This is a genomic window from Albidovulum sp., assembly GCF_008933605.1.
GTDB lineage: Bacteria > Pseudomonadota > Alphaproteobacteria > Rhodobacterales > Rhodobacteraceae > Albidovulum.
Window position 1 is genome coordinate 1 of the sequence record NZ_WBUS01000053.1, and the last position, 21,072, is coordinate 21,072.

At 68.0% G+C, this 21,072-nt stretch carries 18 protein-coding genes; 8 read left to right on the forward strand and 10 right to left on the reverse strand.

Annotated elements, in window-relative coordinates; genetic code table 11:
* The 3 genes from F9K34_RS09100 to acsA form a co-directional block, all read right to left on the reverse strand.
* A partial coding sequence (locus tag F9K34_RS09100; protein ID WP_291336642.1) for a biotin/lipoyl-containing protein occupies window positions 1-255 on the reverse strand: 255 nt, incomplete at its 3' end.
* A complete protein-coding gene (gene pdhA, locus F9K34_RS09105) occupies window positions 252-2,246 on the reverse strand; it encodes a pyruvate dehydrogenase (acetyl-transferring) E1 component subunit alpha (protein ID WP_291336643.1) in 1,995 nt (664 codons plus the stop codon). The genes F9K34_RS09100 and pdhA, both read right to left, overlap by 4 nt.
* Window positions 2,243-3,964 carry an acetate--CoA ligase gene (gene acsA, locus F9K34_RS09110; protein ID WP_291336644.1) on the reverse strand — a complete coding sequence of 574 codons (1,722 nt, stop codon included), beginning with the start codon at window positions 3,962-3,964 and terminating at the stop codon, window positions 2,243-2,245. Before acsA ends, pdhA begins: the two co-directional genes overlap by 4 nt.
* Window positions 3,965-4,360: 396 nt before the next feature.
* Here acsA and F9K34_RS09115 point away from each other — a divergent pair, with 396 nt between their 5' ends.
* From F9K34_RS09115 to F9K34_RS09130, 4 genes are read left to right on the forward strand one after another with little or no spacing between them, the layout of a single operon-like run.
* Entirely contained in the window at window positions 4,361-5,575 is a 1,215-nt protein-coding gene (locus F9K34_RS09115; protein WP_291336645.1) for a hypothetical protein, read from the forward strand.
* Between the two features lie 37 nt (window positions 5,576-5,612).
* The gene (locus tag F9K34_RS09120) at window positions 5,613-7,001 is read left to right on the forward strand and encodes an arylsulfotransferase family protein (RefSeq protein WP_291336646.1); all 1,389 of its coding nucleotides are present in this window, start codon (window positions 5,613-5,615) and stop codon (window positions 6,999-7,001) included.
* Window positions 7,002-7,045: 44 nt separating this feature from the next.
* Entirely contained in the window at window positions 7,046-7,804 is a 759-nt protein-coding gene (locus F9K34_RS09125; protein WP_291336647.1) for a hypothetical protein, read from the forward strand.
* A gap of 27 nt (window positions 7,805-7,831) precedes the next feature.
* Complete coding sequence (locus F9K34_RS09130) at window positions 7,832-8,449, forward strand: arylsulfotransferase family protein (protein WP_291336659.1); 618 nt, start codon at window positions 7,832-7,834, stop codon at window positions 8,447-8,449.
* Between the two features lie 97 nt (window positions 8,450-8,546).
* Here the strand turns inward: F9K34_RS09130 and F9K34_RS09135 are convergent, their stop codons facing one another.
* Window positions 8,547-9,602 (reverse strand): NAD-dependent epimerase/dehydratase family protein, encoded by a 1,056-nt coding sequence (locus F9K34_RS09135; RefSeq protein ID WP_291336648.1) that lies wholly within the window; start codon window positions 9,600-9,602, stop codon window positions 8,547-8,549.
* 267 nt (window positions 9,603-9,869) lie between these two features.
* Here F9K34_RS09135 and F9K34_RS09140 point away from each other — a divergent pair, with 267 nt between their 5' ends.
* The 3 genes from F9K34_RS09140 (at window position 9,870) to F9K34_RS09150 (ending at window position 14,523) form a co-directional block, all read left to right on the forward strand.
* Complete coding sequence (locus F9K34_RS09140; protein ID WP_291336649.1) at window positions 9,870-11,297, forward strand: oligosaccharide flippase family protein; 1,428 nt, start codon at window positions 9,870-9,872, stop codon at window positions 11,295-11,297.
* A gap of 191 nt (window positions 11,298-11,488) precedes the next feature.
* Complete coding sequence (locus tag F9K34_RS09145) at window positions 11,489-12,253, forward strand: TylF/MycF/NovP-related O-methyltransferase (protein ID WP_291336650.1); 765 nt, start codon at window positions 11,489-11,491, stop codon at window positions 12,251-12,253.
* Window positions 12,254-12,333: 80 nt separating this feature from the next.
* Window positions 12,334-14,523 (forward strand): ArnT family glycosyltransferase, encoded by a 2,190-nt coding sequence (locus F9K34_RS09150; RefSeq protein WP_291336651.1) that lies wholly within the window; start codon window positions 12,334-12,336, stop codon window positions 14,521-14,523.
* 18 nt (window positions 14,524-14,541) lie between these two features.
* On the opposite strand, the gene F9K34_RS09155 is transcribed toward F9K34_RS09150, so the two are convergent.
* Together F9K34_RS09155 and ychF are read right to left on the reverse strand one after the other, a co-directional pair.
* Window positions 14,542-15,738, reverse strand: coding sequence for a PepSY-associated TM helix domain-containing protein (locus F9K34_RS09155; protein WP_291336652.1), 1,197 nt, complete (start codon window positions 15,736-15,738; stop codon window positions 14,542-14,544).
* A 195-nt stretch (window positions 15,739-15,933) separates the two neighbouring features.
* Entirely contained in the window at window positions 15,934-17,031 is a 1,098-nt protein-coding gene (ychF, locus tag F9K34_RS09160) for a redox-regulated ATPase YchF (protein WP_291336653.1), read from the reverse strand.
* A 212-nt stretch (window positions 17,032-17,243) separates the two neighbouring features.
* Between ychF and trpA the strand changes: the two genes are divergently transcribed.
* Window positions 17,244-18,035 (forward strand): tryptophan synthase subunit alpha, encoded by a 792-nt coding sequence (gene trpA, locus F9K34_RS09165; protein WP_291336654.1) that lies wholly within the window; start codon window positions 17,244-17,246, stop codon window positions 18,033-18,035.
* Between the two features lie 3 nt (window positions 18,036-18,038).
* On the opposite strand, the gene F9K34_RS09170 is transcribed toward trpA, so the two are convergent.
* The 4 genes from F9K34_RS09170 to F9K34_RS09185 form a co-directional block, all read right to left on the reverse strand.
* Entirely contained in the window at window positions 18,039-18,938 is a 900-nt protein-coding gene (locus tag F9K34_RS09170) for a homocysteine S-methyltransferase family protein (protein ID WP_291336655.1), read from the reverse strand.
* 63 nt (window positions 18,939-19,001) lie between these two features.
* Complete coding sequence (locus tag F9K34_RS09175; RefSeq protein WP_291336656.1) at window positions 19,002-19,784, reverse strand: GFA family protein; 783 nt, start codon at window positions 19,782-19,784, stop codon at window positions 19,002-19,004.
* The gene (locus F9K34_RS09180; protein WP_291336657.1) at window positions 19,784-20,239 is read right to left on the reverse strand and encodes a GAF domain-containing protein; all 456 of its coding nucleotides are present in this window, start codon (window positions 20,237-20,239) and stop codon (window positions 19,784-19,786) included. The genes F9K34_RS09175 and F9K34_RS09180 overlap by 1 nt, the downstream gene beginning before the upstream one ends.
* Before the next feature lie 63 nt (window positions 20,240-20,302).
* Window positions 20,303-21,072, reverse strand: a 770-nt coding sequence (locus F9K34_RS09185; RefSeq protein WP_291336658.1) for an acetyl-CoA C-acyltransferase, incomplete at its 5' end; no start/stop codon positions are given.

Genomic DNA, 21,072 nt, shown 5'->3' on the forward strand with positions numbered 1-21,072 from the left:
GCTCCCGGCCTCGGCCATGCCCGGCAGGCCGATCCGCGCCAGAAGCGCACCGACGGGAAGCGTCTGGCCGACCTCGGCCACCAGTTCGGCGACCTCGCCCGGCTCGAAACACTCGACCTCGATCGCACCCTTCTGGGTCTCGACCACCGCCACGACATCGCCGCGCGCCACCCTGTCGCCCGGGGCGACAAGCCATTGGACGAGCTTGCCCGCCTCCATGTCGGCACCGAGCGAGGGCATGGTGAAATCGGTCATCGACCGATCCCCGGCAGCGACTTCACCGCCGCGGCGATGCCCGCGGCCTGCGGCAGGGCCGCGGTCTCGAGGTGCTTCGGATAGGGCACCGGCACTTCGGCCGAACAGACCCGGGCGACCGGCGCGTCGAGGTGCCAGAAACACGCCTCCTGAACCCGCGCCGCGATCTCGCCCGCAAGCGAGCCCGTCCGCCAGCTCTCGTCCACGACGACGGCCCGCCGGGTGCGCCGGATCGAGGCAAAGACGGTCTCGTCGTCGATCGGGCGGAGCGAGCGCAGGTCGATGACCTCGGCCTCGATCCCGTCCTTCGCCAGCGCCTCGGCGGCCTCCAGCGCCTTCCACAGGCTGTAGGACCAGGCGATCAGGGTCACGTCACGGCCGGGGCGGCGGACCGCCGCGCGGTCGATATCGACAGGGCCTGCATTCTCTGGCAGCCGGCCGGCCATGTTGTAGAGCATCACGTGCTCGAAGACGATCACCGGGTCGGGTTCCTGCAGGGCGGTCCAGAGCATCCCGCGCGCATCCTCGAGCGTCGCCGGCGCAACCACCCGGAGCCCGGGGATATGCGCATAGTAGTTCTCGAGGCTGTGCGAATGCTGGGCGGCAAGCTGCCGTCCGGCCCCCGTCGCCATGCGGATCACGAGGGGCACGCCGAACTGGCCGCCCGACATGTGGCGGAGGGTTGCGGCGGTGTTGAGGATCTGGTCGAGCGCGAGCAGTGAGAAGTTGACCGTCATGATCTCCACGATCGGCCGCATCCCGGCCAGCGCCGCGCCGATCCCCGCCCCGGTGAAGCCCGCCTCGGACAGCGGCGTGTCGCGGATCCGTTCCGGGCCGAATTCCTGCAGGAGGCCCATGGAGACGGCGTAGCAGCCGCCATAGGCGCCGATATCCTCGCCCATCATGAACACGCGCTCGTCGCGAAGAAGCGCGTCGGTTACGGCCTGCCGGCAGCAATCGCGATAGGTGCTTTCGACGAGCTTGCCGGGCGCTTCCGGCACCGGCGGCTCCGGGCGGGGATCGGCGACGACGTGGCGCGTGAGATCCTCGACCGGCTCCCACGGCGCCTGCTCGCAGGCCGCGACGGCGTTGCGGACCTGTGCCTCGACCTCGGCCTCGATGGCGTCGATCTCCTTTTGGTGCATGAGGCCGTTGTCGAGCAGCCAGCCCTGGAACCGCGTGATGGGCGACCGCTTGCGCCATTCGGCCACCTCGGCCTTGTCGCGGTATTTCTCGGCGTCGAACATCGAGTGGGGCCGCGTGCGGTAGGTGCGGCATTCGAGGAACTGCGGGCCACCGCCGGACCGGATCGCCCCGGCCAGACGCCGGGCTGCGGCCTCGACTGCCACCACGTCGTTGCCGTCCACGGCTTCGGCCGGCATGCCGTAGCTTGCGGCGCGGGGCACGAAATCGGTGTTGGCCTGCACCCGCGCCACGGCCGAACCCATTGCGTAGAGGTTGTTCTCCAGCACGAAGAGAACCGGCAGCTTCCACAGCGCCGCGAGGTTCATCGCCTCGTGGAACTCGCCCTCGGCCAGCGCGCCTTCGCCGAAGAAGCAGGCGGTGACGCGGTCCGCTCCCTGCATCCGGTCGCCGAGGCCCAGCCCCGCCGCAAGCGGCAGCCCGCCGCCGACGATCGCGTTGCCGCCGTAGAGGTTGTTCTCGGCGTCGAAGAAATGCATCGATCCGCCGCGGCCGCCGGCGCAGCCGGTCGCCTTGCCGTACATCTCGGCCAGGGCGGATTCCATGCTGACGCCGCGCGCCAGGGCATGGCCGTGCTCCCGGTAGGTCGAAACGACCCGGTCGCGCGGTTCCAGCGCCGCCGCGACGCCCACGGCCACCGCCTCCTCGCCATCGTAGAGGTGCAGGAAGCCCCGTATCTTCTCCTGCGTGTAGAGTTCGTAGCACTTCTCCTCGAAGCGGCGAATACGGATCATGCCGCGCAGGAGGGCACGGACATGGTCGTGGTCCAGCTTCACCCTGGCGGTCATCTCGCGTTCCCCTCCAGCGTGGACAGGTCGCCCTCGGGCAGGCCGAGTTCGCGGGCGCGCAGCAGACGCCGCATGATCTTGCCGGAACGGGTGCGCGGAAGGCTGTCGCGGAAGACGATCTCGCGCGGGGCGACGGCGGGGCCGAGCCGCTTGCGGGCATGGCCACGCAATTCGCGTTCCAGTGCCTCGTCCGGCGCGAACCCGGCCTTCAGCGTAACGAAGGCCTTGACCACCTCGCCCGCGGTCTCGTCGGGGATGCCGATCACCGCGGCCTCGGCAACAGCGGGGTGCTCGATCAGCGCGCTTTCCACCTCGAAGGGGCCGATCAGGTGCCCGGAGGACTTGATCAGGTCGTCCGCCCGTCCGACGAACCAGTAATACCCGTCGGCATCGCGCATCGCGAGGTCCCCCGTGAGATACCACCCCCCGGCGAAGCACTTCGCGTAGCGCTCGGGCTGGCCCAGATAGGCCCGCATCATCGACGGCCAGCCGGGCCTGAGCGCCAGCTCGCCGATCTCGCCATCGGGAAGGATGCCGACCCCGCCGTCCTCGCGCGTGACGATGCCGGCCTCGACCCCCGGCAGCGGCTTGCCCATCGAGCCGGGCTTGATGTCCATCGGGGCGGTGTTGGCGATCATAATGCCGCCGGTCTCCGACTGCCACCAGTTGTCGTGGAACGGCTTTCCGAAGACCTCCTGCCCCCAGATCACGCATTCGGCGTTCAGGGGCTCACCGACGCTGGCGAGGAATCGCAGCGCCGAGAAGTCGCGGCCCTGCGCGGCCTCGGCGCCTGCCCGCATCATCATGCGGATCGCGGTCGGCGCGGTGTACCAGACCGCGACGCGCTCGCGCTCCAGGATGGAATACCAGCGCTCGAGCTCGAACTCGGCCTCGTCCACCACCATCGTCACCCGGTTGCAGAGCGGCGAGACGATGCCATAGCTCATCCCCGTCACCCAGCCCGGGTCGGCGGTGCACCAGTAGATGTCGCCGGGCCGGAGGTCGAGCGCGACGCGCCCCGTCTCGGCATGGGCGACCACCGCCTCGTGGACATGCACCACGCCTTTCGGCAGCCCGGTCGTGCCCGAGGTGAAATGCAAAAGCGCCATGTCCTCGGGGCCGGTCGGAACGGTCTCGAACACATCCGGCATGGCAGCCATCGCCGGGCCGAGCGCGACACAGCCCTCCGGTGCCGTGTCGCCAAGGATGAGCACGAGCCTCAGCGAAGGCATTGTCGCGCGCCACTCCGCCACCTTCCGGCGGTACTGCGCCTCGGTCGTGACCAGGACGCTTGCCCCGCCGATCTCCATCCGCGCCCGGACGGGTTCGGGCCCGAACGCGGCGAAGAGAGGGCTGACGACCACGCCAGCCTTCAGGGCCCCGAGCGTCGCCGCGTAGAGTTCCGGCACCCGGCCGGCGAGCAGGAAGAGCCGCTCGCCCCGGCCTATGCCGTGATGGCGAAGCACATGGGCGAAGCGCCCCGCCTGCGCGGCGAGGTCCGCGTAGGTGAGAACGCGCCGCTCCCCCTCGCGGCCGAGCCAGACGAGCGCGGCCTCGCCGCCATGGCCCGCGGCCACATGGCGGTCGACCGCTTCATGCGCGATGTTGATCGCGCCGCCCGGAAACCCCTGCAGGCGCGCTCGCGCGGCCGCCCAACCGGTCTCGAGCCGGTGCGACGGGGCGTCGGCCACGGTCTTGCGGATGATCTCGTGGCGCATCACGTCCTCCTCCGCGCCGGACACTGCCCGCGCAAGACTGGACGCAAAGCCCGGTCCGGTCATTGACGCAGGTCATTTCCGCCCGCCGCCTCGCCGGCCGCCCGATCTCCGAGTATCGTCCGCGGGACGGCGCGGACTCCCTGATCCATGCCGCAGGCGGAGGGCGGTTCTTGCGATCACGCCGGACGTCCTGAGGCCGGCGCGCATCGCTCCGGCAGCGCCGGCGCCCCGCTCTGCGTTTCGGGCTTGACGGCAAATCCCTCAGGCCACGATATTTTTCCGCGACGAAAGCAGCCACTTACGGGCATCGGGATATGCGCGTGATCAACCGCCCGGCCGTTTGACGCGGTCCAGCCGACGAACGCGCCGCAAGGCCAGGGAGCGTATGTGAGCCAGATGACCAAGGACCGCTATCTGCTGATCTGCAACACGTCCGACGGACTGATCGCACAGATCAACGGCGTCGTGACGCAGTTGCAGTTCGCCCGCCGCACGGGGCTGGTTCCCGTCGTCTACCTGCACCAGCGCAGCAACATGTTCGGCGGGCCCAACCCGTATTTCGATGCCGAACAGGGCGGCAATGTCTGGGACTACTACTTCGAACCGATCGGCGTGTCCGGGGAGGAGCTCGAACGGCTCGTCGCCGGCGGCCGGGTAGTGACGCTCTCCACCGCCTCCGAGCTTCAGCGGCTCTTTCGATGGGAGCCGGAGAGCTGGTACATGAACCCCTTCGGCTATTACCGCAGCGTCGTGAACCGGGCTGACGGCCCCTATCCCGAAGCCTGGTGGCAGGAGCAGAGGGACCGCGCGCGGCCTTTCCTGTCCGACGGGACGATCCGCTTCCGCCGCTCCATCCTGGCGCAGGTGGAGGCCTTCGCCGCCGCGAAGTTCGCCGATCACACGCTCGGCCTGCAGCTTCGCGGGTCCGACAAGTTCGACTTCGGTGTCGGCCCCAACCTTTCGCGCAAGATCGTTCCCGAGGAATACTTCCCGCACATCGACCGTTACCTGGCCGCCCATCCCGACTGCACGCGGATCTTCGTGGCCACCGATCAGCGGCAATGGCTGAAGGTCCTCGAAGCGGCCTATCCCGATCACGTCATATCGTACTCGGAGATCTCGCTGAGCGATTCCGACGACAACAGTTTCAACCGGCAGGACAAGAAGGCGGCGCGCGGCGGCGAGGTGCTGTGCGACATGCTGCTCCTGTCGCGGTGCCGCCACCTCATCAAGTGCCACGCGGCGGTGGGCGAGATGGCGCTGGTGCTGAACCGCGATCTGCCGTTCGTGGATCTCAACTACGCCTCGCAACCCATGACCGCCAGGAGCAGGCCGGCCCGCTGGATCGCGGCACCGCTGATCTGGCTGGCCGCGAGATTATGGAGTATGGTCGCGCGCGGCGGCCTGGCCCTCGACCCGGTGGTGGCCATCGACGGCAGCGAGATCAGGGTCGGCAGGGGTAAGGGCCGGTCGATCAACACGAGAACCGGCGCCACCGAGTTCGCGGCGCGCGCGCCTGTATTGAGCAAGCGGTTCGTATCCGACGGGTTCGACTGGCTGCTACGGAAACTCGGCGGACTGTGCTTCGGCTACGCGCCGCGCGGGAGTTGACGGAGGGACCAAAGCGATGCCAAGGGTCAGGCGGAGGTTGCGGGCACTGAACTCGGACCGCATCGCGGCGATCCTCTTCGCGCTCGCTGTCGCCTTCGCGATCTGGCTCTACGGCGTCCTTGCGCACCGCAACGACATCTTCCCCTATCCGCAATTGCGCGCCGTCCTCATGCAGGCGCAGAAGGGGCTCACCCTCATTCGCGGCCAGGTCAGGCCCGAAGACGGCTGGTTCTTCTACCGGCGTCCGATCGAGAGCGTGCCCGAGACCCATACCTACCTTCCCGATGCCGTCAGCAAGGCGCCCGTTCTCGTCTACGGGATCGACGAAGACCGGAAGATGGCCGTCCGCATCATCGACAACGAAGGCACCGTCCTGCACCAGTGGGTGATCGACATCTTCGCGCTGTGGCCGAAGGCGGACCATATCCCCGAACGCGACCGCCCGAAGGCGGATCCGGGCGGCGAGATCCATGGTCTCGTGATCACCTCGAAGGGCGACATCGTGTTCAACTTCGAGCCGTTCGGGCTCATCCGCCTCGATTACTGCGGCAATCCCGTCTGGCGGGTGCCGGCCTTCACGCATCATTCCGTGGAGCGCGACGGCAACGGCGGATTCATCGTCTCGGAACAGGACTACGTCGCCGAACCCGGCAAGACGGACGACTCCGGCAATGTGGAGATCTTCCGCGAATACGTGACCTTCGTCAGCGCCCACGGCCAGGTGGTCGAGCGGATTTCGGTCAACGACCTTCTGCTCGAGAACGGGCTCGACGGTCTCTACTACCTGGCCGCCCACGCGCCATTCGGCCTGCATTTCGACGACAATGACCTCCTCCACATGAACGACGCCGAGATATTTCCCGCCGACATGCAGCCGGGTGTCTTCGGGCCCGGCGACATCCTCGTCTCCCTGCGCAACCTGAACACCGTGATCGTGTTCAACAGGGGCACACGAAAGATCAAGTACGTCCACACCGGCTCGTTCTTGATGCAGCACGATCCCGATTTCATCAGCGGGGACGAGATTTCGCTCTTCGACAATCACAGCCTCGTCCAGAGCGAGATGAACCGGAGGGAACGGCCGAGGGATGTGGCCAGCAGGATCGTCATCCTGAACGCGCGGGACGGGACCGAACGGGTCTTCTTCGAGGGCAGCGCAGAGGTGCCGTTCTTCAGCGACATCATGGGCAAGCATCAGTGGCTGCCGAACGGCAACCTTCTCGTCACGGAGGCGCGCTGGGGCCGCGTCTTCGAACTGACCCCCGACGGACGACTGGCATGGGAATACAACAACATCCTCGATCGGGGCGTCGCCGAGGGCCTCCTGGGCATGGTTCTTGGCGGCTCGCGGCTTCCCGCCGGCTTCGACCGGCACCGGCTTCAGGAGCTGGGGCGAACCTGCGCCAGTCTTCCGGTTGCGCCGTGAACCACTCGTTGACCCCATAACGCACCCCGTGATGGGATGGCTGCATGGCTTCGGTTCTGGGATCGATCGGTCGGCGGATTGAGCGATTTGCCTCACGGCGCATCGCGGTCCGGGTCGTCGTGCTTCTGGTCGCGGCACTCGCGCTCGGCGGCTGGTCGTTCGGCGCCATCGTGCGCGAGCGGGCGCTCGGGAGAGATCAGTTCGGGCGCTTGGGTGATCTTGCCTACGGGCTGGCGGCCCTACCGTCCGAGGCGGTGCGCGCCTTCCGGATGATGATGCAGGACGATCTGGCCGGAATGGCAACCGAGCATTCCGACCGGTTCCCGGGACGAGCGGGCTGGACGTTCTTCGACGTGTGGCGCGAAAGCGGCCTGGACGGATATCTCCTGTTCAGCCGCCACGATGGCGACGTCGGCCACCATGTCTTCGAACTCGTGGACCTCAAGGCCGGCGAGACGGTCCACCGCATCGACATCGACGCCGAGAGGCTTTTCGCCGATGCACCTTCGTCGTCCGGCCGATCCGTCAGCAGCTGGCTCAACCCGCGGCGCTTCCAGGCGGTCCATCCGGTGCCGCTCGAAAACGGCGACCTTCTCGTGAAGTCGCAGGAAAGCCCGATGGTCAGGATGACCCCCTGCGGCGATCCTGTCTGGATACTCGACGACGAGTTCTACCACCACACGACCGAGCCCGGACCGGACGGCAATTTCTGGACCTCCGGCTTCGTCCGGCCGCAGCAGGTCCCGGGATTGGCGCCGAGTTTCTACGACCCGTCGATCGTGGAGTTCTCGGCCGAGGGCTAGGTGCTTTACCATCGCTCCGTGACGAAGATGATGCTCGATCAGGGACTCGGCTTCCTGATCCTCGGGGCGCACAAGCTCTATGGCGACCCTCTCCACCTCAACGACGTGCAGCCGGTCTTCGAGGACGGGCCCTACTGGAAGCGCGGCGACATCTTCGTGAGCCTGCGCCATCCGTCGACGATCATGCTCATCCGCCCCTCCACGGACAAGATCCTCTGGTGGAAGTCGGGGCCCTGGGTCAGCCAGCATGACGTCGACGTGATCGACAGCACCAGGATAGCGGTCTTCAACAACAACGCGTTCAACTTCGGCGACGGGGAATTCGTCGACGGCCGGAGCGACATCACCTTCTATGACTTCGCCACCGACACCGTCACGAGTCCCTACGCCGGGGTTCTGGAGGCGCAGGAGTTCAGGAACGAGGCGGGCGGCCTCTTCACCCTGCTGCCGGACGGACACTTGTATGTGGACGAATCCGAGTCGGGCCGAACCATGATCTTCACGCCGAAGGGCGAACTGGCCGTCGAGCACATCAACCGCGCGAAGAAGAACGGGCTGATCTACCATCTCGGCTGGAGCCGCTACCTGACCCGCGCCGACGGCGACAGGCTGAGGGCCCGGTGGCAGGCCGCGACGTGCAACTAGCCCGCCCGCGATGCCGGCACGGCAGGGGGAAGCGGCCCGCAACGCCAGCGGCGGGCGTTCGGGCCGCGCGAAAGCAGATGGTCCGCCGGCGCGGCGCCTAGGCCGCGCTTGCCGCCTTCTTGCTGGTCTTCTCGAAGCCGCGGCCGGTCAGCGACTGCTCGAAATCCGATGCCACGTCGTCGCGGTCGTGATAGTCGAAATACCAGCGAATGGTGCGGTCCAGGCCCTCGGAGAAGGGGACCTCGGGCTCCCAGCCCAGAAGCTTCTTCGCCAGGCTGTTGTCGCAGACCCGGTTGTAGGGGCCGGTCGGCTTGCTCAGGTCACGCTCGATCTTCGCCTCGAGACCGGTGCGCTCCAGGATCATCTGCGCGCATTGGATGACCGAGGTGCGCTCCATCGTGCCGAGGTTGACCGCGGTGCCGTCCTCGATGCGTTCGGCGGCACGGATCGTGCCCTCGACGATGTCGCTGACATAGGTCCAGTTGCGGATCTGTTCGCCGGTGCCCCAGACCACGAAGGGGTCCTGCCGCAGGAACGCGCGCGCGATCATCGCGACGACCGCGTGGTTCGTGGGGCAGCGCGGGCCGTAGGCGGTGAAGTAGCGCACCGAGGCGCACTTCATGCCGTATTCCTCGTGATAGGCCTTGAGCGCCAGCTCCGCCATCAGCTTGGCCCAGCCGTAAAGGTCGTCCGCCTCGTAGGGCGGCTTCACCAGATCCTCGGTCAGATAGAGGATCTCGCTCGGATCGCTCTGCAGGCTGGTCGGATAGACGCAGCCCGAGGACGCGAAGGTGAAATGCTCCACGCCGGCCCGGTGGGCCTCTCGCGTCATGATGCTGTCCAGCGCCAGGTTCGTCGAGCAGGCCGCCTGATGCGTGCTAATGTAGCCCCGCCCGCCATGGGTGGCGGCGAGGTGAAAGACCACCTGCATGTCGGCGACGGCCTTGGCAGCGGTGCGCGGGTCGAGCAGATCGACCTCCTCGAACTCGACCTTGCCGGTTTTCATCACCTGGTCGATGTTCTCCCGGATGCCGCTGGAGAGGTCGTCGGCAACCCTTACCCGGGCCCCGCGGCTCACGAGACCCTCGACCAGGTGCGAGCCGATGAAGGAGCAGCCGCCCGTGACGAGTACGTTCTTTGAAGACCAGTCCAACGTATCCTCTCCAATCTTTCCAATAGACCGCTTGCGCCACGTCGACGGCGCCCCGGTCAGCGTCTTGATTTCAAACCGCGCGGCACGCCGGCAGTCCGGCCAATGCGGCGACATGTTTCTCGTGGCCCCGGCTATTCGTCAACGATTCTGGTTGACAGGCAAGGGCGCATTCGGCTTTCGACTGATGCCGGAGAAGGGGCTTTCACACCGGGTTCGCACCGGGAACCGCTGGACCGAACCCGTCATGATGCTGTTGAGAAGCGCCCGATGAAACGTGAATTCTCCACCGCCGCAGCCTGGAGCGCGGCCGCGGCCTGGATGGAACAGGCGGCCGCGGCACTGATCTTCCTCGTCATCGCGCGGATCATCGGCGTCGAGAGCTTCGGCATCGCGTCGATGGCCTTTGCCTTTCTTTTCCTTGGAGAATTTCTCGTCCGCGACACGATCACCGAGGCCATCATCGAGCGGGAAACCCTCGAGGACGGCCGGCTCGAGGCGACATTCTTCGCGCTGACGGGCGTCGCCCTCGCCATCATGGTCGCCCTAATCGGCGTGGCGCAGCTCGTGGCGCACCTCTACGGGCAGCCTTCGGTTGCGCCGCTGCTGACAACGGTCAGCCCGGCCGTGCTGATGATTGGCCTCGGCGGGGTGTCGACAGCTTTGCTGCGTCGCCGAATGGAATACAAAACCCTGGCAATCCGGACCATTGTCGGCGTGACGGTCGGCGGGCTGGTGGGAATCGCGATGGCCCTGAACGGCTACGGCGCCTGGAGCCTCGTCGGCCAGCGCCTGGCCGAACTCGGGCTCAACAGCGTCCTCGCGATTCTCGGCGCGCGCTGGTGGCCGCGCCGCCTTCCCATCCGCGCCGAACTCGGCCTCATCCGCGGCCTCGGCCCGCGCGTGCTCAAGCTCCGGACCTGGACGCTGGTCGTGAACCAGACCCCGACCGTCATGCTGGGCATATTCGCCGATCCGCGGGCCGCCGGGCTCTTCGCCTTCTCGGCGCGTCTCATCGAGATCGTGATCAAGGTCTCCGTCAGGGTCATCCAGGGTGTCGCGCAATCGGCGATTGCCGAACTGCGCCGCAAGACCGGCCGCACCTCGGGCTTCTTTCTCGACCTGACGGAGCTTTCGGCCTTCGCCGGTTTTGTCTCCCTCACCGGGCTGGCGATGGTCGCCTTCCCGCTGACACGGGTGCTTCTCGGGCCGGAATGGGATACCGCCGGCCAGATCATTCCGTTCCTCTGCGTCGCGGGCGCCGCGATGGCGCTGACGGCAACGCAGGAAGCCTATCTCCTGGCGCTCGACCGGGTGGACGGATACCTCGGCGTGATCGCGATCGAGGCGGTTCTCGGCGTCATCCTGATCGGATTCGCCAGCTCCTTCGGCGCCGTCGCCGCCGCCGCGGCCGTGGCATTGCGGGCCATGCTTGTCCTGCCGTTTTGCACCCGCGCCGCGCTCGCGCCTGAGGCGATACCCGCCCGGGGGTTCGTCCATGCGCTCGCCTCGCCCGCCATCGTGGCCATAGCGATGGGTCTCGTCGTGGCGCTCTGGCGCCTGTTCGCGCTCGGGCGGATTGGCGATATCACCTATCTCGCGCTCGCCGTCCTGATCGGCATGGCCATGGCGCTGATCGCTGTGGTCGGTTTCATGCCGGCCACCTTCGCGCGGCTGAAGAGTTACGTTCGGGCATGATCCTGCCCGACGTCGCGCACTGCTTCCGGAACGGCGACAGTGTTTCCTGCCGATAGGCGCGACGGGATAAATCTGCTATGGCCGATCCGTGGATTTGCGGTCCCCTGGCGGCCCGCACCTTTGCGATTTGAACCACGGAAGCCCGGCTCCGGATCCACCGGCATGCGGGCCTACGAAAAGGACGAGAGACGATGCTTCATTGGATTCGCAAGAAGTCATTCCTGGTGAAATGGGGCGCTGTCGCCCGCCGCTGGCCGCTGGAGCGGCTTCTTGAAACGATCGACATCGACCTCAGCCCTGCCGAGCAGGCAGAGATGGTCAACGGTATCCATTCCTGGCGCTATCTCGTCCCCCGCTACCTGGAACGCTTCGACTCGGCCGCCGGCGGCAAGCAGGCCTACTGTTTCGGCGTCGCACATGGCGGCACGGTTCACGGGCTGCTTGAGGGCTACCAGAGCCTGACGAGCAAGATGCCGTATCTTCACCTCTTCGATTCCTTCCAGGGTCTTCCGGCCGAGGATCCCGGCATCGAGGTTCCGGCCGTCTGGGACGTGGGCGCCTTCGCCTCACCCCTCTCGGGGCTGGAACGGCGGCTCGTCGAGCTCGGAGTGACCGAGGATCAGCGGATGATCCACCCCGGCTGGTTCTCCGAGACGCTGAAGCCGGAACTGGTGGCCAACGGCACGTTCAAGCCCGCGGCCTACGTGGATATCGACGCCGATCTCTACAACAGCACGATGGATGTCCTGAATTTCCTCTTTTCCCACAAGCTCATCGGCCCCGGCACTCTCATCGGCTATGACGACTGGGGCGACACCGAGCTCTGGACGGCCGGCGAAAGCCGGGCACACAAGGAGATCATGGAGAAGTACGACGTCGCCTGCGCGCAGCTCTTCTCCTGGGGCGAGCGCCCGCTGATACGCAAGCTCTTCGTGGTCGTTCGGGTCGGCCGATAGATCGCGGATCGATGCACCGACGGGCGCCGCAGGTCCGGTGCCCTGGCAGCAGGCGAAAGACGGAACGGGGTGAATCGAACATGCTGGCACGCAGCTTCGCCGGAACGGACCTTCTTAGGGCGACGGGCCGCATCCTGGGGGTCGCCACGTCGCTGGCCGTGTTCGCCCTCGGGGCGTCGGGCTACCTGAACGGCGGGACGTTCCGCGGCATCGAGTACTGGTGGATCGCCACGCTCGGCCTTTCCGCGCTGCCCTTCGCCCTCGGTCTCTGGACCCGCTGGCAATCGGCGGGTGTCATGGCCGCGCTGTTCCTGGCGGGTTTCGCCGCCCAGCTCGCACTCAAGGACCCATTCTGGTTCCAGCACTTCCGGCTCTCGGCAGGCGGGCTTTCCCCTGCGATGCTCGCCGTTGTCGGGGCCCAGGGCATCGCAGCGGCCGCCTATCTGTGGCGAACCGGCGGGCCCGGGCATCTCGCGCGGATCGGCGGCGCGATGGGCCGGGGCCGGCTCACCTTGCTGGCGTTCGTCCTCGTGGTTGCGTCCAAGGCCGCGATGGACTTCATCGCCACGGAGAACCCCGCCCGGTACCTGAAGCAGCTTGCCATCGCCGTGGTCTTCCTCGGATGCAACCTCCTCTCCCTCGCCGCGTTCGTCGCGGCGCTGCCCGGCCCCGCGCTAAGCGCTGCGGTGGGCCGGGTTGCGATACTGGTGGCGCCCGCGGATGCCGAGAGGGCCGCGGCAGCTTCCGGGCGGAGCCTTCCCTGGATCGCCGCGCTCTTCGTCCTGGTCCTTTGCGCGATGATCAGCCTCTGGTCCTTCGACGGCGTGCCGCATCTGGACGGGATCGTGTACCTCTTCCACGCCCGCTACTTCGCAGAGGGCCAGCTCTCCGTTCCCGTGCCCGCCGTGGTCGAGGCGTTCGATCACTACCTGATGGATGCCAATGGCGACCGCTGGTTCTCGGTCAACCTTCCCGGCTGGCCGGCCGCGCTCGTCGCGGCGCTCTGGTCCGGGGTGCCGTGGCTCTTCAATCCGGTGCTGGCGGCCGTCTGCGTCGTCCTCTTGCACCGCTTCGTGCGGTTGCAGGCGGACCGGCGCACCGCCGACCTCGTCGCAATCCTTCTGGCGGTCTCGCCCTGGTTCCTGTCGATCTCGTCCACCTACCTCCTGCATACCTTCACCGCCGCGCTCGTCCTCGGAGCCTGGGTGCTGCTTCAGAAGGCGCGCGAGGCGCCGAGCTTCCATGTGCCGTTCCTTGCCGGTGCCCTGATGGGCTGGCTCTTTCTCAGCCGGCCGCTCGAGGGGGTCTACATGGGCGTCCTGACCGGCCTCTGGACGCTGAGCTTCCTCACGGACCGGCGCCAGTGGCGCACCGTGGTCATGTACGGGCTGGGCTGCATCGCGGTCGGGATCCTGCTCTTCGTCTACAACGCCGCCCTGACCGGCTCGCCGGTGAAGCTGCCGATGACGGCCTATCTCGACAGGTTCTGGGGCCCCGGGGCGAACGCGATCGGCTTCGGCCCCGACCGCGGGCCGCCGGACTGGGGAAATGTGGACGTATTTCCCGGCCACAGCCCGACAGAGGCGCTGATCAACTTCCAGCAGAGCCTCTACGAACTCAACTTCGACCTCTTCGGCTGGGCGGGCGCCTCGCTCTTCTTTGCCCTCGTCTTCCTCATCTGGGGGCGCTGGACGCATCTGGCCGCGGCGATGGCCGTCATCACCGGCGTGACGGTCCTGCTCTATGCGCTTTACTGGTATGTAGGCGGATTCTACGCCGGACCGCGCTACTGGTTCATGGCGCTCGTTCCGATGCTTGTCTTCTCCGCGCTCGGCATCCGGGAATTCGTCGCGCGGCTGCACGCCCTCTACCCGCAGGGCCAGGTCGCCGAGCGGCTGACGGCCCTCCTCCTGATGCTGTGCGTGACCTCGGTTGCGGTCTTTGAAAGCTGGCTGGCGTTCAACAAGTATCCCGACATCAACGCCTACCATGCCGACTACCTCGACCTGTCGCGGCGGGATGACCTCAGGAACGCGCTCGTCTTCGTCCACATCGAGAAGCCCGAACGCTTCGGCAGCGCCTTCTGGCTGAACGATTTCGGCGACGGCGCCGATACACCGCTCTTTGCGATCGACCTCGGGGCCGAGGTCAACCGCAGGGTGGCCGCGGCCTATCCCGAACGGAAGATCTTCCTCGTCGAGGGGCGTTCGGCACGCTATTCCCGCGCCACGGTCGTCGCGGGCCCGATCGGCATCGACGATCTGAAGTGACCGGCTGCCCGCGCCGGGTCAGGCGAACCGCAGGAGGCCGATGGCGACCAGCGCCATGACGAAGAGCGGATAGCCGAACTTGACCAGGACGGTGCCGGACCAGATCCGGCGGATCGCGCTCCGGCTGTCGTCCGGCTGCGCCACGCGCGAGGCGTAGACCATGGCTCCGGCAACCGAGAGCGCCGTCGCCATCAGGCCGAAAAGCGCCCAGAGGAGTTCTGTCGGGAAGCCGCCCCAGGTGCCGTGATGCAGGCTGTCGTTCCACTGGGTGACACGGTTCGTGGCACTCATGTCGGCGGCGCGGATGTTGTCAAGGACGGCCAGGTTGCTGGGGTCAATCAGGAGACGGTTGGCTTGCGTGTCGGTGAGCGGGGTGTCGTCCCGCCCGTAGAACTCGATCCCCTGCTTCTTCGCTCCGGGCAGGCGAACGAGGTAGAAGGTTACTCCGGGCGCGGCCGCTTCCGCCGCCGCTACGGCCCGGTCGAGGGCTTGCCCGTCAAACCCCTCGGGAAGGCGGCTCTCACGCTCGGCGAGGCCGGTCGCGGAAAGCCCCTGGAAGTTCAGCAAGCCCAGCGTCGTGACCAGATAGAAGGTGCCGGTTACGCACATGATCAGGAGGAAGGGCATGAGCCACAGCGCCAGCAGGCGATGCAGCCCGCCCCACCACGCGCGCGGTCCGAGGTGGCGCGGCGGCAGCCGCAGGAAGCCGCGCCAGAACCGGCGATAACTGATGAGCCCCGAGATGACGAAGCCCCCGAGCAGGATCGAGAAGACGCCGACCGCGATGCCGCCCGCCATGTGACCGGTGAGGAACGAGGCGTGGATGTCATGGACGACCCGCTGGAGGTCCGTCGTGCTCGCCTCGCGGCTCACGCTCTCGCCCGCGCCGCCGAACCAAATGTAGCGGAACCCCCCGCCCTTGACGAAGATCCGGGCCCGGTCGGCGATCCAGGGGGATTCCGACCGGGTGATCTCGACGACCACCGCATCCGGCGCGTAGGCGCGTGTCGTGTCGTAGAGCGTGCCGAAGGAGGACCGCTCCTCCATCGGACGCGGCTCCTGCAGCCGTTCCGAGCCGATGAGCGCCGCCTCGATTTGGTAGACGAAGACCAGGACCGTGCCGGTCAGGAAGAGGAGCGCCATCACCGCGAAGACATGTAGGCCGAGCCAGGCATGGAGCTTGAAGACGATGCTTCGGAACCGACGCTGCGTCATGATGCCACTTTCCGTGCCGGAGGGATCGAAAATGCGGTTCGGGATGCGCCCATATGCAAATTGCCGAATGCTTAGCCGGATGCCTCGGGCTTGTCCACTGGCGCCCTTGCCGCAGGGGCAGGCCGACGGGGCGGTGCGCCCGAGGGGCGGCACCCCGAGGCAGATGCTATGTGACCCGCGACGCGACGGGCGCTGTCAGGCGTTGAAGAGGAAATGCAGGACGTCGCCGTCCTTGACCTCGTAGGTCTTGCCCTCGACCCGGAACTTGCCGGCCTCGCGGGCGCCGGCCTCGCCGTTTCCGGCGACGTAGTCGTCGTAGGCGATGGTTTCGGCCCGGATGAAGCCGCGTTCGAAATCGCCGTGGATGACGCCCGCCGCCTGCGGCGCCAGCGTTCCCCTGGTGATCGTCCAGGCCCGGGCTTCCTTCGGACCGACGGTGAAGTATGTCTGAAGGCCGAGCAGGTCATAGGCAGCCCGGATCAGCCGGTCGAGTCCGGCCTCGTGCAGGCCCATCTCCTCGAGGAACATTGCCGCGTCTTCTGCGGGCATCTGCGCCAGTTCCTCCTCGATCCTGGCCGAGATCACCACGACCCCCGCCCCCTGCTTCGCGGCCATCGCCGCCACCCGGGCCGACTGGCCGTTGCCGGTCGCGGCCGAGGCTTCCTCGACGTTGCAGACGTAAAGAACCGGCTTCGCGGTCAGAAGCTGCAGCATCGTCCAGGCTTTCCGGTCCTCTTCGGTGACGTTCACGGTCCGCGCCGGCTGGCCTGCCTCGAGAGCGGCGAGGGCGGCCTTCATCAGCCGCTCCTGCGCGACCGCCTCCTTGTCGCCGCCCTTGATCTTGCGGGCGATGCCGGCGAGCCGCCGCTCGATCGACTCCATGTCGGCGATCATGAGCTCGGTCTCGATCGTCTCGGCATCGGCGATCGGGTCGATGCGGCCCTCCACATGGGTCACGTCGCCGTCCTCGAAACAGCGCAGCACATGGGCGATGGCGTCGACCTCGCGGATGTTGGCGAGGAACTGGTTGCCGAGCCCCTCGCCCTTCGAGGCGCCGCGGACGAGGCCGGCGATATCGACGAAGGTGATCCGCGTCGGAATGATCTGCTTCGACCCGGCGATGGCGGCGAGTTTCTCCAACCGCGCATCGGGCACCGCGACCTCGCCGACGTTGGGCTCGATGGTGCAGAAGGGGAAGTTCGCGGCCTGCGCGGCGGCAGTCCGGGTCAGGGCGTTGAAGAGCGTGGACTTGCCGACGTTCGGCAGCCCGACGATGCCCATCCTGAAACCCATGTTCCGCCCTCCGCTAAGGTCGGGCGCATCTATGGGGTTCGGGCCACTAGGGTCAAGGGGCGAGGGGCGGTCCGCCGCGCGTTCGCCGGGCGCTCGAACCGGTCGCGGCCCGGGCAGACCCCGAACCTGTTTCCTGCAGGCTGAATCAGGAAGGCCCATTGATTTCGCCCCGGCTTTTCTGCAAGACCGGTGCGATGGACGAGGAGAGCCCCATGACCCGGATCGAAAAGAAATTCGCCGCGCTGAAGGCCGAGGGGCGCAAGGCCTTCGTGTCCTACATCATGGCCGGCGATCCGGACCTGGCGACCTCGCTTTCCCTGATGAAGGGCCTGCCCGCCGCGGGGGTCGACGTGATCGAGCTTGGCATCCCCTTCACCGACCCGATGGCCGATGGCCCGACGATCCAGCTTGCCGGCCAGCGCGCACTCGAGGGCGGCCAGACGCTGCAGAGGACGCTCGACATGGTGGCCGAGTTCCGCCGGGGCGACGACGCGACGCCGGTCGTCCTGATGGGCTACTACAACCCTATCTATTCGCGCGGGGTGGACCGGTTCCTCAAGGACGCGAAGGCGGCCGGGGTCGATGGTCTCATCGTCGTGGACCTGCCGCCCGAGGAGGATGACGAGCTTTGCATCCCGGCCAACAGGGCGGGGCTGAACTTCATCCGGCTCGCCACGCCCACGACCGATGCGAAGCGGCTGCCGAAGGTGCTGCAGAACACCTCGGGCTTCCTCTACTACGTCTCGATCACCGGCATCACCGGGGCGGCGGCCGCCCAGGCGGCCGAGGTCGCGCCCGAGGTCGCGCGGATCAAGGCGGCGACCGAACTGCCGGTGATCGTGGGCTTCGGCATCCGCTCGCCCGAGGCCGCGAAGGCAATCGCAACCGTGGCCGACGGCGCGGTCGTCGGCACCGCCATCGTCAAGCTCGTCGAGGAAAGGCGCCCCGTGGCCGAGGTCCTCGCCTTCGTGAAGGGCCTCGCCGCCGGCGCCCACGCGGCCTGACCGTCAGACGATCAGGTAGCCCCCGGCGCGGAGCCTACTGGCGATTTCCGCGATATGGGCGGGGCCGGTCTCGCAGCAGCCGCCAACGATCGTGGCCCCCGCATCCACCCAGCGCATCGCGAAATCGGCGTAGAGCGCGGGTGTCATCTCCGGCCGGGCGGCAAGCGCGTCGACGGTGGGACTGTCCTTCAGGAAGGCCTTGGTGATCTGCGTGAAACCGTTCGCATAGGCGCCGTAGGGCAGGCCGAAGCCCACGAAGGTTTCCAGTGCCGCCGCCATCGCCTCGGGCGCGGAGCAATTGGCGAGCACGGCCGCGGCCCCGCCCGCCGCGGCCACGGCGCCGAGGGCGGCGACGGGTTCGCCGGAGCGGAGCCGCGATCCATCCTCGTCGTCCACCGTCACCGAGAGCCAGACCGGCCTTCCGCCCGCGCCCGCGCCTTCGAGGACGGCGCGGGCATGCGCCAGTGAGGCCACCGTCTCGCAGAGGAAGAAATCGACGCCGGGGGCGAGCAGGCGCGCGATCTCGGCGTATTTCGCCACCGCCTCGGCGTGGGGCGGATGGGTTTCGGGCCGGTAGGAGGCGACAAGCGGGCCGAGGGAACCCGCGATCCGGCCGGATCCATGGGCGTCGCGCGCCGCCCGCGCCTCGGCCAGCGCCTGGGCATGGAGGGCCTCGAACCGGTCGTCGATCCCCGCCTTGAGAAGGCGGTCGTGGTGGATGGCGTAGGTGTTCGTGGTAGCGACCGTCGCCCCGGCCGCGAAATAGTCGGCATGGACGGCGCGGACGAGGCCGGGGTGGTCCATCATCACCTGCGTGGCCCAGAGGGGGGTCGGCCGGTCGCCCGACCGCGCGACGAGTTCCTGCCCCATGCCGCCGTCCAGAAGCGTGATCTCGCGCGTCATCCCGTGCCCTCCCTGCCTCGGGCGACGGTGGCGGGGGCGGGCGGGAAATGCAAGTGCCGGCGGCTACCAGCGCCCCGCCTGCGGCAGCCCGTCGTCGATCTCGTAGTAATCGCCCTTGGAGGCGACGAAGATGTGCTCGGAGAGCCGTCCGCCGGTCGGCCCGGTGACCGCGCCCGCCTCGACCGAGAATTCGCCGGCGGCGGAGCGGAACCATAGGCTCGACCCGCAGGCGGAACAGAAGCCGCGACGCCCTCCGCCCGGCGTCGCGTACTCCTTCAGCGCGGCGCGGCGGCGCCAGACGAGGCGGCTTTCGTCCGCGTCGAAGGAGGCCGAGTAGTGGCCCGAAAGCTTGCGGCATTGCGTGCAGTGGCACGCGGCGATCGGCCCCGCCGGACCGGGAAGCTCGAACGCGCAGGCGCCGCAGAGGCAGGCGCAGTGAAGCCTTTCCGGCCGCGTGGTGGCGGGTGGCGGCGGCGGGCCTTCGGGGCTGTAGTAGTCCCCAGCATCCTGCCGGTGCCAATGCGCGGCCAGCGTCAACCCGGTGGGTGGATCGAGCGCGCCGGCCGCGACGCAGATTTCGGCCCCGTCGACCGGCTGCCAGAAGAGCGAGGCGCCGCAATCCTGGCAGAAGCCGCGATCGACTCCGGAAGAGGAGCGGAACCAGCGGAGCCCGGCGGCAGCGAGGAGACGGAATCGCGCGCGGGGCACGAAGCTCCCCGCCCAGACATGGCCCGAGGTCCGGCGGCACTGGCTGCAATGGCAGGCGATGACGTCGCCGAGCGGGCCTTCGGCCTCGAAGGTCACGCCACCGCAGAGGCAGCTTCCCTGCCGGACAGCGCCTGCCATCAGAGCTTGCCGAAGGTGGCGGCGAGGATCGCCGCGAGGTCGCAGGCGTCGCGGTCGGTGAAGGCGTCGGGCCGGTCGCTGTCGATGTCGAGGACGCCGATGAGCCGCCCGCCGCGCCCGAAGACCGGCAGGACGATCTCGGACCGGGTGGAGGAGGAGCAGGCGATATGGCCGGGGAAGGCCTCCACGTCGGGGACGATCTGCACCGCGCCGGTGCGCGCCGCAGCACCGCAGACGCCGCGCTCGAAGGGGATGACGAGGCAGCCGTGGCCGCCCTGGTAGGGGCCGATCTTCAGAAGGCCGGGCTCGGTCACGCGGTAGAACCCCGTCCAGTCGAAGCGCTCGTCGGCGTGGTGAAGTTCGCACACCACCGTCGCCATGAGCGCGACCTCGTCGGTCTCGCCCTCGGTGAGGCTTTCGATGGTCTTGGCGAGGGTGGTGTAGTCGGCCTGCATGGCGATTCCTCTGGTGCTCGGCCGGGGGCATCCTGCCCCCGGACCCCTTGGGCAACGAACAGGTCAGATACGTTCAATGGCGATGGCGGTGCCCTCGCCTCCGCCGATGCAGATCGCGGCGACGCCGCGGCGGAGCCCGCGCCTTTCGAGCGCGTTGAGCAACGTCACGACAATCCGCGCGCCGGAGGCGCCTATCGGGTGGCCGAGCGCGCAGGCCCCGCCGTTCACGTTGACCCTGTCATGGGGCACCCCGGTTTCGCGCATGAAGGCCATCGGCACCACGGCGAAGGCCTCGTTCACCTCCCAGAGGTCGACGTCCTCCGCGCGCCATCCGAGCCGGTCGAGGAGCTTGCGCGCCGCGGGGACCGGCGCGGTGGGGAAATCCGCAGGCGCCTGGGCATGGCTCGCGTGGCCGAGGACGCGGGCACGGACCTTCAGCCCCGCCGCAGCGGCCGCGCCGCGGGAGGCGAGGACGAGCGCCGCGGCGCCGTCGGAGATGGAGGAGGAATTCGCCGCCGTGACCGTCCCGTCCTTGCGGAAGGCTGGCTTCAGCGTCGGGATTTTCTCCGGCCGCGCGGAGGCCGGCTGCTCGTCGGCGCTGACGGTGACATCGCCGCCGCGCCCGCCGACCGTCACCGGCGCGATCTCGCCGGCGAAGGCCCCCGCCGCCTGCGCCCCGAGCGCGCGGGAAAGCGAGGCGAGCGCGAAGGCGTCCTGGTCGGCGCGGGCGAACTGGAAGGCTGCGGCGCAATCCTCGGCGAAGGTGCCCATCAGGCGGCCCTTGTCGTAGGCGTCCTCGAGCCCGTCGAGGAACATGTGGTCGATGACCTGGG

Bases quoted from the DNA above. Each gene is read 5' to 3' on its own strand.
- pdhA (WP_291336643.1), bottom strand. From the start codon at position 2,246: ATGACCGCCAGGGTGAAGCTGGACCACGACCATGTCCGTGCCCTCCTG.
- acsA (WP_291336644.1), bottom strand. From the start codon at position 3,964: ATGCGCCACGAGATCATCCGCAAGACCGTGGCCGACGCCCCGTCGCAC.
- F9K34_RS09115 (WP_291336645.1), top strand. From the start codon at position 4,361: ATGACCAAGGACCGCTATCTGCTGATCTGCAACACGTCCGACGGACTG.
- F9K34_RS09125 (WP_291336647.1), top strand. From the start codon at position 7,046: ATGGCTTCGGTTCTGGGATCGATCGGTCGGCGGATTGAGCGATTTGCC.
- F9K34_RS09130 (WP_291336659.1), top strand. From the start codon at position 7,832: ATGATGCTCGATCAGGGACTCGGCTTCCTGATCCTCGGGGCGCACAAG.
- F9K34_RS09140 (WP_291336649.1), top strand. From the start codon at position 9,870: ATGAAACGTGAATTCTCCACCGCCGCAGCCTGGAGCGCGGCCGCGGCC.
- F9K34_RS09145 (WP_291336650.1), top strand. From the start codon at position 11,489: ATGCTTCATTGGATTCGCAAGAAGTCATTCCTGGTGAAATGGGGCGCT.
- F9K34_RS09150 (WP_291336651.1), top strand. From the start codon at position 12,334: ATGCTGGCACGCAGCTTCGCCGGAACGGACCTTCTTAGGGCGACGGGC.
- F9K34_RS09155 (WP_291336652.1), bottom strand. From the start codon at position 15,738: ATGACGCAGCGTCGGTTCCGAAGCATCGTCTTCAAGCTCCATGCCTGG.
- ychF (WP_291336653.1), bottom strand. From the start codon at position 17,031: ATGGGTTTCAGGATGGGCATCGTCGGGCTGCCGAACGTCGGCAAGTCC.
- trpA (WP_291336654.1), top strand. From the start codon at position 17,244: ATGACCCGGATCGAAAAGAAATTCGCCGCGCTGAAGGCCGAGGGGCGC.
- F9K34_RS09170 (WP_291336655.1), bottom strand. From the start codon at position 18,938: ATGACGCGCGAGATCACGCTTCTGGACGGCGGCATGGGGCAGGAACTC.
- F9K34_RS09175 (WP_291336656.1), bottom strand. From the start codon at position 19,784: ATGGCAGGCGCTGTCCGGCAGGGAAGCTGCCTCTGCGGTGGCGTGACC.
- F9K34_RS09180 (WP_291336657.1), bottom strand. From the start codon at position 20,239: ATGCAGGCCGACTACACCACCCTCGCCAAGACCATCGAAAGCCTCACC.